This window comes from Cohnella zeiphila, from assembly GCF_014212055.1.
Taxonomy (GTDB): Bacteria; Bacillota; Bacilli; order Paenibacillales; family Paenibacillaceae; genus Cohnella; species Cohnella zeiphila.
In genome coordinates this window covers 1-14,797 of sequence record NZ_JACJVO010000008.1, presented here as the reverse complement: position 1 = coordinate 14,797, position 14,797 = coordinate 1, and the positions used below count along the sequence as shown (strand labels likewise).

Here is a 14,797-nt window from a genome sequence, read left to right as displayed (position 1 = left end):
CGATCCATCCCCCGGCCTGAGATTATTCTTTGACCGATCCCACGGTCAAGCCCTGTACGAAGTACCTTTGGAAAAACGGATATGCGAAAATGATCGGAACCGTCGCCAGCACGACCATCGCCATGCGGGCCGTATCCTGCGGCAGCGACTGCAAGGCGGCGAGGCTGATCGAACTGTTCGCCGAGTTCTGCTGAATGAACTGGATGCTTGATTCAATGCGCATGAGCATCGATTGCAGCGGAACCTTATTCGGATCGTCGATATACAATAGCGCGTTGAACCAGTCGTTCCAATAGCCGAGCGTGCTGAACAGGCCGATGGTCGCCAGGCCCGGCAGCGACAACGGCAGCACGAGCCTCAAGAAAATGCGAAATTCGCCGGCGCCGTCGATTTTTCCGGACTCGATGATGGCGTCGGGAACGCTCGTCAGGTAGAACGTGCGGAGAATCATGATATAGAAGGCGTTCATAGCCAGCGGCAGAATGAGAGCCCAGACGCTGTCCTTCAGGTGAAGCAATTGCGTAACGACGATATAGGTCGGAATCATCCCGCCGCTGAACAGCATCGTGAACACCGCGAACAATGAGAAAAACCGACGGTACGCGAAGCTGCGGCGCGAGATGGCGTACGCATACAGCGAAATCATGATGAGACTGACGATCGTGCCGATGACCGTGACCAGAATGGTAACTCCGTAGGAACGCAGCAGCGTATCCCCGGTCTGGAACACGTATCGATACGCCTCGAGACTCCATTTTGCGGGGATGATCCGGTACCCGTCCGTCGCGAGCGTCTTCTCGTCCGTGAAGGAGATGATGACGACGAAAAGGAACGGGAACACGCACAGGAACGCGAAGATGCCCGCGATCAGGTTGAAGATGACGTTCCAGCCCTTCGTGATCTGCTGGAAGTTGCGTTTTTTCGTTTTCACGGCAACGCCGGATACTTGAACGTTAGACACGATGAACTCTCCTTTCTAACCGGCCCCCAAAAGTGACGCGACGCTCCGAGCTGAATCCGAGCACTGTAGAGGGAGCCCTGTAATTTTCTTAGAACAGCGCGCTGTCCTTGTCCATCTTGCGCACGACGAAGTTGGAGATCATGACCAGCGCGAAGCCGACAACGGATTGGTAAAGCCCGGCCGCCGTGCTCATGCCGATCTCGCCGGTCGTTTTCAGACCGCGATAAACGTACGTGTCGATAACGTTGGTCACCGAGTAGAGCGTTCCGGAGTCGCGAGGCACTTCATAGAACAAGCCGAAGTCCGCGTAGAAAATTTTGCCGACCGCCAGCAGCGTCATGATAATGATGATCGGCTTGAGCAACGGCAGCGTAATGCTGCGAATCTGCTGCCACTTGCTGGCTCCGTCGATCATGGCCGCTTCGTAGAGCGACCTGTCGATGCCCATGATGGAGGCCAGATAAACGACGCTGCTGTAGCCGACCGACTTCCACAGGTAGACGAGAACGAGAATGTACGGCCAATAGGTCGGGTCGGAGTACCATTGCAGCGACTTGCCGCCGAAGGAGCCGAGAATATGGTTGAGCAATCCGCGGTCCAGGCTGAGGAAGCTGAACGCGAAGTAGCCGACGATGACCCATGAGAGGAAATAAGGGAGGAACATGCCCGTCTGGTACAGCTTGGCCATCTTCTTGTTCACGAGCTCGGACAAGAGAATCGCCATGGCGACGGAGCAGACCAGTCCCAGGAAGATGAAGGCGATATTGTAGAAAAGCGTGTTGCGCGTAATGGTCCAGGCGGCGTCGGTGCTGAACAGGAACTTGAAGTTGTCCCAGCCGACGTTTTTGCTGTGGACCAGGCTGTACAGGAAGCCTTGACGGCTGAACCGGTACTGCTTGAAGGCCGCGATCGTCCCCACCAGAGGCAGGTAGGAGAAGCACAGAAACCAAAGCGCTCCCGGCAATACCATCAGAAGCATCGCCTTGTTGCGGTTCAGATTGCGGAAGAACGTTCCGCCCATGATGAATCCCTCCTAAATGAAAAAGGATCGGGCGAACCTCGCCCGCCCGATCCTGCCATCTTTTGCAGATGCGCTTCTATTACTTTTGTTGGTTCGCCGCCACCCAAGCGTCCAGTTGGGTTTGCGCTTCGGCGATGATCTTGTCGAGGCCGGCGTTCTTGAACTGCTGGATCGCCTTCGGCAGGTACGTAGCCGGATCGACCGTTCCGGTCATGAGCGAGGACCAGAACTGCTCCTTGACGTTCTGCACGGCGGTCAGCTCGGTCGCGACTTTCGTGGTGTCGAAGTTGAAACCGAGGATCGGGGACGGCACGCCGGAAGCGTTGAACTTCTTGAATTGCTCCCACTTGTCGTCCGGATCGTTCTCGTTCAGGTACAGCAGCATGTTGTTGCCGAGCGAATAGGACGGCATGTCGTAGTTTTTAGATTCCGGCAAGTTCTTCATCCGGTTGTCGCCGGTCTTCTCGTAGTGGACGCCCTCGATGCCGGAGTCGACCATGTTGCGGAGCACCGGGTCGGTGTTGAGCAGGTTCAGGAATTGCATCGCCTTCTCCGGATGCTCGGAGTTGGCCGAGATCGCCATGATCGATCCTTGAACCGACGTATTCGTGATGATCGGATCGCTGGCCGGCGTCGAGACGACCGGAAAACCGAAGCTTGCCGACCAAACGTTGTCGGCCAACGGCTGCGTTTGCGCCCGGTCGAGCAGCCATTTGCCCGTGCTCTCCAAGTCGGTCGTGGAACCCGTCGTCGCCGCTTCGGGAGCGACATAACCGGCCGTATAATACTTATGCATCGTTTCCAGCGCCTGCTTCATCTCGTCCGTCTCGAGGATGTCGACGACTTTGTGGTCCGGCGAGTCCAGTTTGACGGCCATCGGCAGGTTCGTGATCAGATAGTCGTACGGCACGTACGGCACGTAATCTTTCGTCATCACGAACGGCGTGAAGGTCGGCTCGTTTTCCTTAACTTTCTTGAGCAGCGGCTCTATGCTTTCGAGCGAGCGGACATTGGAGATGTCCAGATTATACTTGTCGACTACGTTCTTGTTAAAACGCCACACCTCTAGCTGCGGCAGCTCCTTGTTCGCCGGAATGCCGTAGTTGTGGCCGTCAACCTTGGTGCCGCTCAGGAAAGCGGGATCGATCGTGTCCTTGATGCCTTGTCCGTACTTGTCCAGCAAGTCGTCGATTTGCAGGAACGCGCCTTTCCGGGCGTTCTGCACGTAATCGAAGCCGCCGGCGGAAGTGAACATGATGTCCATCGGCTCGCCGGAAGCGACGAGCACCTGCATCTTCTGCTGGTAGTCGCCCCAGTCGATCATCTTCATGGTGACGGTGGCGTTGATCTTTTCTTTCGTGTATTTGCTGACTTCCGCCATGACCTTGTCCACGTCTTTTTGAGGCGTGCCGATCGTGTACCAGATTAGGTTCACCGGCTTCTCGGAGCTGGAGCTTCCGGAAGCGGAGCTTGCTGCGTTGTTGTTGCTGCCGCTGCTGCCGCACGCGCCGAGCACGAGCGACAAAGCCGTGACTGCGGTGAGCGTCGCGCCTAGCCGTTTCTTGTTGCTCATCTTTCTAATGCCCTCCTTGATAAGATCATCTACAAATCAATCGTAATTCATGAAAACCGTTTCAAATAGAACACAAACTTAATAAACCATGGTTCTAAATAAAGAAAAGACCGCCGCGAGGGCGGTCGAAGCTTCGCCGGGCCGGTTCGCCCCTGGCGGCTCGCGTTTTATAGGCCTTTGAATTCCGTCGGCGAGATGCCTACGTATTTCCTGAACTGCTTGTAGAAGTACCCGGTCTCCCAATAGCCGATCGCCCGCGCGATCTCGTGCACCTTCAGGCGGGAAGACTTCAGCAGCTCCTTGGCTTTGTCGATCCGGTAACGGTTGATGTACTCCGTAAAGTTCTCGCCGGTCTCCTTCTGGAACAGCTGCCCCAGGTAGACCGGATGAATATGGTACCGGGCGCCCAGCGCCTTCAGGGACAGTTCTTCCGCATAATGCTCCTGGATTTCGGCAAGCACCTGAAGGACGATCGGGCTCCTCGCGTCGCGTTCGAGGGAATCGATGCAGCGTTCGGCCGTCAGGCGGACCGCTTCGGCCAGGCCGGCGTAATCGGGCGCGGTCCGAACGCGCTCGAAGCCGAGCGAGAACAGCTCCGGCTCCTCCTCATGCTTGACCGCCTGCAATTCCATCTTGAAGCGGACGATCAGCTCCGCCGCAATCGCCTGCAGCCCGGCGGGCGTCATTCCTTCGCGGCGGCGAAGCTCCTCGAAATCGCCCGCGATCCGCCCGGACAGCCCTTCCCGGTCTTTGGCCAGCAGCCTTCTTGCATAGTCTTCCCAATCGATCGGGAAAGCCGTCAGCTCTTCGCGCTTCACCGCCGCGGTATCGCCGTAATCGACCCATTCCCATTCCGGGTACATCATGAAATATTCCTGCGCCTTCTTCGCTTCGCGGTAGCTCTCGGCAATTTGCCCCCGCAGCGGATAGACGCTTCCGAGCGACAGACGGACGGCGGCGACCGGCTCCAGCCGCTTGCGGAGCTTCGCCAACCGCTGCAGCAGCCTCGGCTTGTCTTCTTCGGGATCGCGAAGACCCGCGACGATGACGATGTCGTCGTTCATATCGCGGAACGCCACCTCGTCTTCGCCTTCCGCCGCCGCTTCGGCCGCCGTCCGGAACGCCCGCTCCGACGTCTCCGGGTCGGATGCGGCCGGCCGCAGGACCGCCGCCAAGCCGTACGGCTCGTTCATCCGGATGCCGAGCATAGCGGCCCGTTCGGCGAACTCGGCTTCGCTCATGCGCCCGTTGACCCACCGGAACATCGTGTTGTCCGTCATCATCTGAACGCTGTCTTCGCTCATCAGGGCGCCCGGCTTGAGGTTGTCCAACTTCTCTACCGTCGTGCGCAGCGTATCGTTCAGTTCCTTGACGTTGATCGGCTTGAGCAAGTAATTCTCGATGCCGAGCCGCATGCCTTCCTTCAAGTAATCGAACTCGTTGAAGCCGCTGAGGATGACGACCTTCAGCTCCGGCCGGAGTTCGCGGGCTCTGCGGATCAATTCCAGTCCGTTCATGTAAGGCATCGAGATGTCGGTGATGAGCAAATCGACCGGCGTCACGCGCATCAACGCCAGCGCCTCTTCCCCGTTCTCCGCGCTGCCCGCGACCTCCAGCCCGAATGCCGGCCAATCGACGGTATCGTACAGCCCTTCGAGGATGAACGGCTCGTCGTCCACCAGGAATACGTTATACATCTCCTTTGTCCGCTCCTTTCTCTCCGGCTTCTAAGGGGAAGCGCATCGTTACTTCCGTGCCGTCGTCCGCGCTCAAAAGCTCGACGCCGTATTCCGGCCCGTAGATCAGCTTCAGCCGGCTGTGGACGCTTCGCAAACCGAACGAGTCTCCTTCTTCCTCCGGATTGTTCAAGTCCGCCCGGATTTGCTCCAGCCGCTCGGTCTCGATCGGACGGCCGTTGTTCCGCACCCGGATCGCGACGAGACCGTCCGCGAGCGATGCGCCGATCTCGATGCGGTTGTCCGTGCGGCGGGGTTCCATCCCATGCACGATATAATTTTCCACGAGCGGCTGAAGCAGCATCTTCGGCACCGAGAGCGAAGCGAGCCGCGGATCGCAGTCGATTGTATAAGAGAACCTATCTTTATATCGGATTCGGAACAGCTCCAGATAAAGCCGGCACATCTCGAGCTCCTCGGCGAGCGAACATTCCGCGTTCGTGCGCACCGAATTGCGGAACAGCGTGGCCAAGCTGTAGATCATCTCCGCGACGTCGTCGGCCCCTCGGGACATGGCCCGCATCCGAATCACTTCCAGCGTGTTGTACAGGAAGTGGGGGTTGATTCTCGCCTGCAGGGCGGCCAGCTCGGTCCGCTTCAGCCGGATCTCCGCTTTGTATTCCCGGTCGATCATGCGGCCCAGCTCCTCGACCATGTCGTTGAAGCTTGACGAGATCTGCCCGAGCTCGTCGTCCCGGTCGTCGTGAAGCCGGGCGCCCAGGTCTCCGCCCTCCACCTTCCTCATGAACCGGACGATCTTGTTCGTTCGCCGGGCGATGCTGATGACGACCAGCGAAGGAATGACGATGGCGACCGCGATGCAGATCAAGCTGATCAGAACGATCGTCCGCCTTAGGGCCGCGGTCGCTTTGGTCAATTCCTTCTTGGGCATGACGCCGACGATCGTGTATCCGGCATCGCTCTGGGACAGCGTGGAGATGTAGGAGGGCTCCTCGAGCGTTCCCTCCTCCTTTAAAGAACTGATCCGGTTGAAGTAAGGATACTTCTGCCCATAGTATAAGCCCGATGTATCGAACATCACCTGGCCGTCCGGCGTCAGCACCAGAATCTGGCCTTTCGTTCCCGCAGAATTCTGCGGAAGGGCCTTGCGGATCAGCTCCGAATCGAAGTAGACGAGCAGCTGCCCGATGTTCTTGAGCGTATTCTTGTCGTTGATCCGCGCCCGCATGGAATACAGCCGGGTGTCCCACTGGTTGATCGTCTTGCGGATCCAGATGTTGGGGATGTTGGCGTTCGGGCCTTCCAGGGACATCATGTCGGGGATGTAGGAGTGGGTCAAGTCCGTCCTGTACAGCTTGGGGGTGACGGGCGAGCTGTAGACGTAGAGCTGCTGCACTTCCGAGCTGTAGACGATGACGTTGCGAACGTCCGGATCCGAATCGAAAATGGAACCGAAAAAATCGAGGGCGTTGGCCGCCCCTGCATTGCCGACCGAGGATTCGTTGAGCGTATATTGAATGTATTCCTGATAAGAATGCTTCAACAGGTAGGAGACATTGTTCGCGAGCACGCCGTTGCGGTAGATCTCCTGCACGTCCGCCTCGACGCCGGCGTACTTCTGCTCCAGGTAGCGGTTGACGCGATCCATCAGCTCCTTCTGCTCCTTGAGCTCGTTCTGCCGGACTTGCGCGGACATGAAGTTGAAGAGCAAGTAGGAGAGCGTGATGATCGTCGCCACGACGATCAAGGCGAAGACGAGAATGACCTTTACGAACAGGTTGTTCTGTATGTAATTGCGGTAAATTTTGCCGAGTCTCAACGGAATGCAGCCCCCGCGCGCATGGTGTCCCTCCATTATAGCATGTTCGCCATGCCGCCTTTTAACCGAAAATTAACTTCCCCTCGGGGAAGCCTATCGACTAATATAGGGAATAATCGAGCAGCGGAAAGGGGGAGGAGCAGGTGGCCAAACGGGTGCTGTACGTGGAAGACGACCGCGACATCGGGCGCTGGGTCAAGGAGGATCTGGAGCGCAGAGGCTACGTCGTGGACTGGCTGATCTCGGGAGACGGAGCGGTCGAGCGGGCGCGGGAAGCCGACCTGATCGTACTCGACGTCATGCTGCCCGGCTTGGACGGATTTACGGTCGGCAAGCGGCTGAAGAAGGAAGCGCCGAACGCGCCGATCCTGATGCTGTCGGCCAGAACGTCGATGGACGACAAGCTGCAGGGGCTCGGGTTCGCGGACGACTACCTGACGAAGCCGTTCCATCCGGACGAGCTGGCCGCAAGACTGGAAGTGCTGCTTCGGCGCCATGGCATGGCGGCCGACCGGCAGATCGAATGCGGCCACCTTCTGATCCGGCCCGAGCTGCAGACCGTTACCGACAGTCTGACGGGCGAAGAGATTCCGCTGACGGCGAAGCAGCTGCAGATCCTGATGTATTTTCTCCGCAATCGCGGGCTGATTCTGACCAAGGAACAAATTTACGAGGCGGTCTGGGGCGAGCCGTACCTGGAAGGGGACAAGACCGTCAACGTCCATATCCGTTACTTGCGGGAGAGAATCGAACGGGATCCGGGGAATCCGCAGATTATCGAGACGATTCGCGGCATCGGATACCGGGTGAGGTGAAGGCATGAACGCGGGAAGAGGAAGCGGCAAAAGGCGGTTCAGCCTCCGAAACTCCTTGATGACCAAGTACCTGCTGATCGTGCTGTCGGCGATGGTGCTGCTCCCGTTCGCCCTTGTGCTCGTCTCCGCCGCGACGGTGTTCCAGACCTGGACGGGCCACCGCGAGACGACGGAGCCTTACCGCAGCTCGTCTCACCTCGAAGAGATATGGCATCGGGAAGCCGCCAAGCTGGCGAACGCATCGCCCGGGCAGATCGATGCGGAATTGCGCCGTTTGAAGGACGCCTACCCGAAAGCATCCCTATTCTGGGTGGACGGCAGCGGAACGACGCGCCTTCAGCTTCCGGAAGGACAAGATCTCCCGGCGAACTGGACCGCTTCTTATACCGTCCAGTTCATGAAGAATTCCTCATACAGCCGTATCTATACCGTAGTGGCCTTTCTCGGCGACAAGCCGGGGAACGACCGCGGTTTTATGGTGTTCAAGGTGCCGCGGGAAGCGTTCGAATCGACCGCCGCCGCGATCGATGCCAGACAGGGTACGATCTTCGTCTCCGGAATCCTGCTCGTCCTCGGGCTGTTCCTGTTCGTCTCGCTGCTGTTCTTCTATCGCATTCGGCGGCGTCTCGTGCAGCTCCAGAATGCCATGACGGCTCCTTCGGAGACCGGCATCCCGGCCCCGGTCGAGACGGCCCGTTCGGACGAGATCGGCAGATTGGAGCAGTCTTTCAACGTCATGGTGCGCAAGCTGGAGCGAAGCCGGGAACGCGAGGCCGAGGAAGAAGCGCTGAGGCGCGACCTGATCGCCCGGCTGTCGCACGACCTGCGGACGCCGCTGACCGCGATTCGAGGGCATGCTTACGGCCTCGGAGAAGAAGCGATCAGCGACAAGGGGCGAGAGTCTCTCCGGCTGATCGACCGAAAGATCGAATTCCTGGGAACGCTGATCGACAATCTCCTCTCCTTCACGCTGTTGTCCTCGGGCAAATACCCGTACCACCCTCGCCGCATCGACATTGTCCGGATGGCCCGGACGCAGCTGGCCGGCTGGTATCCGGCGTTCGAGCAGGCCGGCTTCGAGATCGATTCCGACCTTCCGGAAGAGCCTGTCTATTGGGAAGCCGACCCGCAGTGGCTGGAACGGGTCGTCGACAATTACTTGCAGAACGTTCTGCGCCACGCGAAAGCCGGCCGCTACGTCGCTCTCAAAGTGTCGGCGGAAAACGGCGGCAGCATCGTGATCGAAGACCGCGGCCCGGGCATGACCGGGGAGTCGGAGGAAAAAGGCGCCGGCATCGGCCTGTCAATCGCTTCGCTCATGCTTAAGGACATGCGTCTGCGCAGCGAAGTCCGGACGGGACCGGAAGGAACGACCGTCGTCATTCGCCCGGCCTGAATCAAGCCCACAAGGTCGGATCCAGGCCGAACTCCTCGCGGAATGCCGTACGTCCCCGATCGGTCAACCTTACCGAGCGGGGAACAAGCCCCTTCTCGATCCACTCCAGCTCGAACAGTCTCCTCATCATGACAACCGCGAGCGGTCCCGCCAAATGATATTTGCGGACCGTCCAATCGATATGATGAGGCACCTCGTCCAGGTTCGCCTTTGGCGGCAGAGAACGGATGCCGAAACGCTGCAGCCAAATCTTGCCCCGATCGGTTACCCGATACCCGCCTTCTCTCTCGCAAAGATATTCCATTCGAAGCATCGCTTCCGTCAGCGCCACTCCCAATTCCCCGGCCAAATGGTCGTAGCATGTCCGAGCTCGTTCGAGCGCCTTACTGTGATTGGATTGACGCAAGGATCGCACCTGAGGCGGCGGCGATACCGCGGCGATGGCTTCGATCGCGCGGGCCACCTCGGGTCCGGCGAGCGTGTAATAACGGTGACGCCCCTGTTCCTCGCTGCGGATCAGCGCGCCCTCCGTCAGTTTTTTCAGATGCGCGCTTGCGGTCTGCGGAGATACGCCGGCCATCCTTGCGAGTTCCCCCGCCGTGAGGGCCCTTCCGTCTATCAGAGCGACCAAAATGGCCGTACGCGTCGGGTCGCCGATCAGCGAAGCCGATCTCGAGATCGGAGAAAACATCGTCATACCGCGCCGCTCCTTTCGATTTTCCCGAATGATCCTTCAAGTATACCATTTCGACATTTCGATGAAGCGTGAAATATCGGCATTCTATAATGGTGCCGGGAGGGATCGTTTCATGAATCAAGATCGGATGCAAGCAGGGCGTGCCGACCGTCTGGTCGTGCTTACCGCAGGCTGCGGCATGTTCCTGTCTTCTTTGGATACGGGAATCGTCAACATCGCGCTGCCGACATGGGTACGGACGTTTCATTCTTCCATCGCGACGATGACCTGGACCATTACCTTGTACACGCTGGCGCTTGTCGGGACGGTGATGATTTTCGGCAGGCTGGGGGACAGGTACGGGCGCGTGACCGTTTATGGAGCCGGACTGCTCGTGTTTCTCGCCGCCTCCGCGCTTTGCGGACTTTCCGGCTCGCCGGGAACGCTCATCGCCTTCCGCGCCCTGCAAGGAATTGGCGCCGCCATGCTTCAAGGAACCGCGACCGCCATTATCACGACCGCCATTCCCAAGGAGCGGCAGGGTCCGGCGTTCGGCCTGCTCGCCGTCCTCCTCGGCCTGGGTCCCGTCTTAGGGCCCGGCATCGGGGGATTGATCCTGTCCGCAGGCAGCTGGAGATGGCTGTTCTGGATCAACATTCCCGTTGCGGCGGCCGGTCTGTGGGGCTGTTCCTGCCTTCGCAAAAGCGTGAACGGACCGAAAAACGCCGTTCCGATGAACCTGCCCGGCCATCTCCTGCTGTCCGCCTCCGTCCTGTCGCTGCTGCAAGGACTGGCCATGGCGTCGAGATCGGGAATGTTGAGCACCGCGACGTGGGGTCCCCTCGTCCTGTTTGCCGTGTTATTCGCATTGTTCGTCTGCCGGGAGATGCGGACGAGTCGGCCGATCGTCGATTTAAAGCTGTTTCTGCGCATCGGCTTCACGGCACCTGTGCTCGGGATCTTCGTCCTTGGCGGAGCCACCTCGCTGGGATTCATCCTCCCTCCTTACTTCCTGGAGCAAGCGCGGCATCTCGACTCCTGGCAAGCCGGCCTGGTCAATCTGTCCGGCCCGTTAGGGCTTGTTCTCGTCGCCCGGAGCTCCGGAAGGCTCATGGAACGGGCGGGAACGGTTCGTCCCATGATGGCGGGCCTGGTCGCGATGGCGGCGGCTTACGGCGCTCTCGGCACCATGCAAGCGGACTGGCAGCCTTGGGGAATGGCCGCTCTTTTGGGGCTGTACGGCATTGGCGCGGGATTGTTTCTCCCGTCGAATACGGCTGCCATGATGAGCGCCGCCGGCCGGGACATCCAAGGAACGATGGGGGCGATCCAGCGGATGGTCCAAAATCTCGGCATCGCCTGCTACACGGCGATTGCCGCCGCGATTATCACGGCTCATTCCCGTTCCGGCATCGACACGTTCGTCGGCGGCCTGCGCGAAGCCTGGCTGTTTGCGGCCGCCACCATCGTGCTCAGCCTGACGGTATTCGTCGTAGCCTCAAGGCGCCGCCGGCCGGAAGGTTGACGCCGAAGCCCTTTTTTTAAACCGTTCTTAAACTCGGCCTTCCATATCTTTTAACCTGCGGCCCTTACAATGGGTTCAGAGGTGAAGAGAACATGGCCAGCGATACGATTCTCGAAACGAAAGACCTGACCAAGAGACTGGGCGGCAAAAAAGTGGTGGACGGCGTCAACCTGGCGATCGGACGAGGAGACATCTACGGGTTCCTCGGGCCGAACGGCGCGGGCAAAACGACGACGATCCGCATGCTGCTCGGCCTTGCCAAGCCGACGGACGGAAGCATCCGCGTGTTCGGCAAGGATATTCGCAAGGAGCGGATCGCCATCCTTCGCAAAGTAGGCTCCCTGGTCGAGTACCCTTCCTACTACGGCCACTTGACCGCGGTCGAAAATCTGGAAGCGATCCGGCGCCTGCTCGGCGTGCCGAAAGCGCGAATCGACGAGGTGTTGTCGATCGTGCGCTTGACGAAGGATGCGAACCGCGCGGTCAAAGGCTTCTCCCTCGGCATGAAGCAGCGGCTCGGCATCGCGACGGCGCTGCTCGGCGATCCGGAGCTGCTCGTGCTGGACGAGCCCACCAACGGTCTCGACCCGGCGGGCATCCAGGAGATCCGCGAGCTGATCAAGAGCTTGCCCGGCAAGAGCGGAGTGACCATTCTGATCTCCAGCCACCTTCTCTCCGAAGTGGAGCAGATGGCCACTCGCGTCGGCATTATTTCCAAAGGGAAGCTGATCTACGAGGACAGCATTCAGCGCCTGCGCGACCAGGCCAAAGGCCGTATCCGCCTCTCCGTCAGCGAACCCGAAGCCGCTTGGCGAACGCTGCTGTCGCACGGCCACTCGGTCGGCTGGGAGAACGGCGTACTGACCGCTTCACAGACCGATAATCGTACCGTGGCCGGTATCGTGGCGCAGCTGGTCAAAGCGGACTACGAGGTGTACCGGGTGGAAGAGGAATCCGCTTCGCTCGAGAGCATCTTCCTCGAGATGACGGGTACGGAAGGGAGCTTGTGACGATGCTGCTGCGCATTTTGTCCGCCGAATTCCTGAAGATCCGCCGGAAGTGGCTGTGGGTCCTCGTCGTCGCCGGCCCCCTCGGGGTCGTCGCTCTTCAGGGCGTTAACTTCGGCTTGCGCTACGACTATTTGGTGAGGGGCAAACAGCCCGGCGAAGTATGGGACGCGTTGATCGGCGACGTATCGATGCTGGCGATGCCTGCGCTGCTTATGGGCCTCGCTATCGTCGCCTCCATGTCGGCGGGCATCGAGCACCAGATGAACGCCTGGAAGCTGACGCTGGCGCTTCCGGTGTCCAAGCGGCAGGTGTTCGCCGGGAAATTCGTGCTGACCGCGCTCCTGCTGCTCGTCTCCAGCGCGCTGCTCGTGCCGTTGTCCGCCGCGTTCGGCTTGACGCTCGGCCTTGGCGGCGGATCGATCCCTTGGTCCGATCTGCTGACCGACGCTTTCTATCCTTATCTGGCCTCCATGCCTTTTATCGCGCTGCAGGCCTGGCTTTCCGTCACAATGGCCAATCAGGCGGTGCCGCTGACCGTCGGCATCATCGGCATGATTGTCTCCTTATTCGCCGGGGCCCGCTTCCCTGATTGGGTGCCCTACAAGTGGCCGCAGCTGGCCGTCTCCGCAAACGATCCCCTCTATGCGGTTGCCGCCGGGGTTGCATTCGGAATCGTCGTGTTTGCGGTCGGCCTGACCGAATTCGTACGAAAGGACGTGAAGTAACCGATGTGGCGAATGATGCGCTCGGAATGGATCAAGATCCGGCGTTCCGTCATCTGGCTGCTCGTTCTCGTCAGCCCGCTGATCGCCGCCTTGTTCGGCCTTTTCGCGGCCAACAAGGAAGGCGACTTCCCCTGGATCGAAGCCTTGTCGCTCATGTCCGTGCTGCACGCCATGCTGTTCCTGCCGCTGCTGACCGGCGTTTACGCCTCCCTCTTATGCCGTTACGAGCACGCGGGCGGCGGATGGAAATCGATGCTCGCCTCGCCGGTCTCGCGCACGCAGGTTTATGTCGTTAAATTTATTCTCGTCATGCTCATGCTCGCGGTCACGCAGCTGCTGCTTTTCGCCGCCTTGCTGCTTGTCGGCTTCGCCCACGGCTTCAACGGCCCGATCCCTTGGCGCGAGCTTACAACGTCGTTCGCCGGCGGCTGGGTCGCCTGCCTCCCGCTGGCGGCGCTCCAGTTGTTCGCTTCCGTTGCGCTGCAGAGCTTCGCCGCTCCGCTCGCGATCAACGTCGTGCTGACGCTGCCGAACATTCTCGTCGCCAACTCGGCGAGATTCGGCCCGTACGACCCGTGGACGCAGCCGATGCTCGCCATGCTTCCCCGCACGCAAGGGCAGGACTACGGTGCGTTCAACATCTCCATGGAGACGCTGCTCATCGTCGTCCTCGGCAGCTTCTGTCTCTTCTTCGCCGCCGGTTGGACTTACTTCGCCAAGAAAGCCGTATAAACGAAGGAGGCGGGCAGCCTCCTTCGTTTCTTTCTGCCGCTTGTTCCGAATCCGCGGTTTCCCGCCCCGAATCTTTCCGCCTGCTCCATCCTGCGCTCCCCTTCGTTCAGGTTGCTGCTGACGTGGCTGTTCTTTTGCTTTTCGCCGATATCCCTTTCGGTCAGGCTCCCGCTGGCGATGCCGGTTCTTTCCGCTTCCATCGTTGTCCCCTTCGCTCAGCCCCCCCTCCGACAGTTCCATTCTTTCGCTATCCCTCGAAATGCCCTTCGCTCAGGTCCCGCTGATGATGACGCTGCTCCCCCTTTCCATCGATATCCCATTTGCTCAGGCTTCTGGCATTCCGCAGCGTTCCCCCGCGTATCTCGATATCCCTTTCGTTCAGTCCCCCTTACAACGCTCCATCCCGTTTTTACGCAACGGCGCCCACGCGAATTCATGCAGTCAGCCTCCTTCTTCAGGATACCTCCCCGGGATCGAGAGTCCGCCCCGGCATCGATTAGGCTCACGATTCAGCCCATATCGCCGACCCTGAGCGAGCGGAATTTCGTTACTGGATTGTCAACACAAAACTGGACAACGATTATGAGGGCAACCGTCTGACTTCAGCGGGCGTTCGATAACCCAACGTCCCATGAATCCGATGCTCATTAAACCAGTGGACATAATCACGGAGCTCCACCGACAACTGCTTCAGGCTTTGGAACTGTCGTTGGTTGGCAAACTCCGTTTTGAAAATCTTGAACGTAGCCTCAGCGACTGCGTTATCATACGGACAGCCCTTCTTGCTCAGCGAACGCTGGATGCCGAAGGTAGCTAGCGCCTCCGAAATCAGGCGGTTGTCAAATTC

14 protein-coding genes are annotated in these 14,797 nt (G+C 59.4%); 6 read left to right on the top strand and 8 right to left on the bottom strand.

Annotated elements, in window-relative coordinates; genetic code table 11:
• Positions 1–22: 22 nt before the first annotated feature.
• The 5 genes from H7C18_RS06605 to H7C18_RS06585 all read right to left on the bottom strand — a co-directional run bounded on the left by H7C18_RS06605 (position 23) and on the right by H7C18_RS06585 (position 7,071).
• Positions 23–931: a carbohydrate ABC transporter permease gene (locus tag H7C18_RS06605; RefSeq protein WP_185128360.1), complete on the bottom strand. Its 909-nt coding sequence runs from the start codon at positions 929–931 to the stop codon at positions 23–25.
• A gap of 118 nt (positions 932–1,049) precedes the next feature.
• On the bottom strand, positions 1,050–1,982 hold the full coding sequence (locus H7C18_RS06600; RefSeq protein WP_185128245.1) for an ABC transporter permease: 933 nt from the start codon (positions 1,980–1,982) through the stop codon (positions 1,050–1,052).
• Between the two features lie 79 nt (positions 1,983–2,061).
• A complete protein-coding gene (locus H7C18_RS06595) occupies positions 2,062–3,555 on the bottom strand; it encodes an ABC transporter substrate-binding protein (protein ID WP_185128244.1) in 1,494 nt (497 codons plus the stop codon).
• Positions 3,556–3,722: 167 nt separating this feature from the next.
• Entirely contained in the window at positions 3,723–5,252 is a 1,530-nt protein-coding gene (locus H7C18_RS06590; protein WP_185128243.1) for a response regulator transcription factor, read from the bottom strand.
• Positions 5,245–7,071 carry a sensor histidine kinase gene (locus H7C18_RS06585; protein ID WP_185128242.1) on the bottom strand — a complete coding sequence of 609 codons (1,827 nt, stop codon included), beginning with the start codon at positions 7,069–7,071 and terminating at the stop codon, positions 5,245–5,247. The genes H7C18_RS06590 and H7C18_RS06585 overlap by 8 nt, the downstream gene beginning before the upstream one ends.
• 143 nt (positions 7,072–7,214) lie before the next feature.
• Between H7C18_RS06585 and H7C18_RS06580 the strand changes: the two genes are divergently transcribed.
• Both H7C18_RS06580 and H7C18_RS06575 read left to right on the top strand, forming a co-directional pair.
• Positions 7,215–7,886, top strand: a complete 672-nt coding sequence (locus H7C18_RS06580) for a winged helix-turn-helix domain-containing protein (RefSeq protein WP_185128241.1) — start codon at positions 7,215–7,217, stop codon at positions 7,884–7,886.
• A 4-nt stretch (positions 7,887–7,890) separates the two neighbouring features.
• The gene (locus tag H7C18_RS06575; RefSeq protein WP_185128240.1) at positions 7,891–9,282 is read left to right on the top strand and encodes a HAMP domain-containing sensor histidine kinase; all 1,392 of its coding nucleotides are present in this window, start codon (positions 7,891–7,893) and stop codon (positions 9,280–9,282) included.
• Position 9,283: 1 nt separating this feature from the next.
• Here H7C18_RS06575 and H7C18_RS06570 read toward each other — a convergent pair whose 3' ends face one another.
• Positions 9,284–9,979 carry an ArsR/SmtB family transcription factor gene (locus H7C18_RS06570; RefSeq protein ID WP_185128239.1) on the bottom strand — a complete coding sequence of 232 codons (696 nt, stop codon included), beginning with the start codon at positions 9,977–9,979 and terminating at the stop codon, positions 9,284–9,286.
• A 112-nt stretch (positions 9,980–10,091) separates the two neighbouring features.
• Between H7C18_RS06570 and H7C18_RS06565 the strand changes: the two genes are divergently transcribed.
• The 4 genes from H7C18_RS06565 to H7C18_RS06550 all read left to right on the top strand — a co-directional run bounded on the left by H7C18_RS06565 (position 10,092) and on the right by H7C18_RS06550 (position 13,950).
• Complete coding sequence (locus H7C18_RS06565; protein ID WP_238357520.1) at positions 10,092–11,483, top strand: MFS transporter; 1,392 nt, start codon at positions 10,092–10,094, stop codon at positions 11,481–11,483.
• A 92-nt stretch (positions 11,484–11,575) separates the two neighbouring features.
• On the top strand, positions 11,576–12,493 hold the full coding sequence (locus H7C18_RS06560) for an ABC transporter ATP-binding protein (RefSeq protein WP_185128238.1): 918 nt from the start codon (positions 11,576–11,578) through the stop codon (positions 12,491–12,493).
• Positions 12,494–12,495: 2 nt separating this feature from the next.
• Positions 12,496–13,218: an ABC transporter permease gene (locus tag H7C18_RS06555; RefSeq protein ID WP_185128237.1), complete on the top strand. Its 723-nt coding sequence runs from the start codon at positions 12,496–12,498 to the stop codon at positions 13,216–13,218.
• Between the two features lie 3 nt (positions 13,219–13,221).
• Positions 13,222–13,950: an ABC transporter permease gene (locus H7C18_RS06550; RefSeq protein ID WP_185128236.1), complete on the top strand. Its 729-nt coding sequence runs from the start codon at positions 13,222–13,224 to the stop codon at positions 13,948–13,950.
• On the opposite strand, the gene H7C18_RS06545 is transcribed toward H7C18_RS06550, so the two are convergent.
• Complete coding sequence (locus H7C18_RS06545; RefSeq protein WP_185128235.1) at positions 13,926–14,150, bottom strand: hypothetical protein; 225 nt, start codon at positions 14,148–14,150, stop codon at positions 13,926–13,928. The genes H7C18_RS06550 and H7C18_RS06545 overlap by 25 nt on opposite strands.
• A 380-nt stretch (positions 14,151–14,530) precedes the next feature.
• Positions 14,531–14,797, bottom strand: a 267-nt coding sequence (locus tag H7C18_RS06540; RefSeq protein ID WP_185128234.1) for an integrase core domain-containing protein, incomplete at its 5' end; no start/stop codon positions are given.

Coding starts and splice junctions, on each gene's coding strand:
- H7C18_RS06600 (WP_185128245.1), bottom strand. CDS start 1,982: ATGGGCGGAACGTTCTTCCGCAATCTGAACCGCAACAAGGCGATGCTT.
- H7C18_RS06595 (WP_185128244.1), bottom strand. CDS start 3,555: ATGAGCAACAAGAAACGGCTAGGCGCGACGCTCACCGCAGTCACGGCT.
- H7C18_RS06590 (WP_185128243.1), bottom strand. CDS start 5,252: ATGTATAACGTATTCCTGGTGGACGACGAGCCGTTCATCCTCGAAGGG.
- H7C18_RS06575 (WP_185128240.1), top strand. CDS start 7,891: ATGAACGCGGGAAGAGGAAGCGGCAAAAGGCGGTTCAGCCTCCGAAAC.
- H7C18_RS06570 (WP_185128239.1), bottom strand. CDS start 9,979: ATGACGATGTTTTCTCCGATCTCGAGATCGGCTTCGCTGATCGGCGAC.
- H7C18_RS06565 (WP_238357520.1), top strand. CDS start 10,092: ATGAATCAAGATCGGATGCAAGCAGGGCGTGCCGACCGTCTGGTCGTG.
- H7C18_RS06560 (WP_185128238.1), top strand. CDS start 11,576: ATGGCCAGCGATACGATTCTCGAAACGAAAGACCTGACCAAGAGACTG.
- H7C18_RS06555 (WP_185128237.1), top strand. CDS start 12,496: ATGCTGCTGCGCATTTTGTCCGCCGAATTCCTGAAGATCCGCCGGAAG.
- H7C18_RS06550 (WP_185128236.1), top strand. CDS start 13,222: ATGTGGCGAATGATGCGCTCGGAATGGATCAAGATCCGGCGTTCCGTC.
- H7C18_RS06545 (WP_185128235.1), bottom strand. CDS start 14,150: ATGGAAGCGGAAAGAACCGGCATCGCCAGCGGGAGCCTGACCGAAAGG.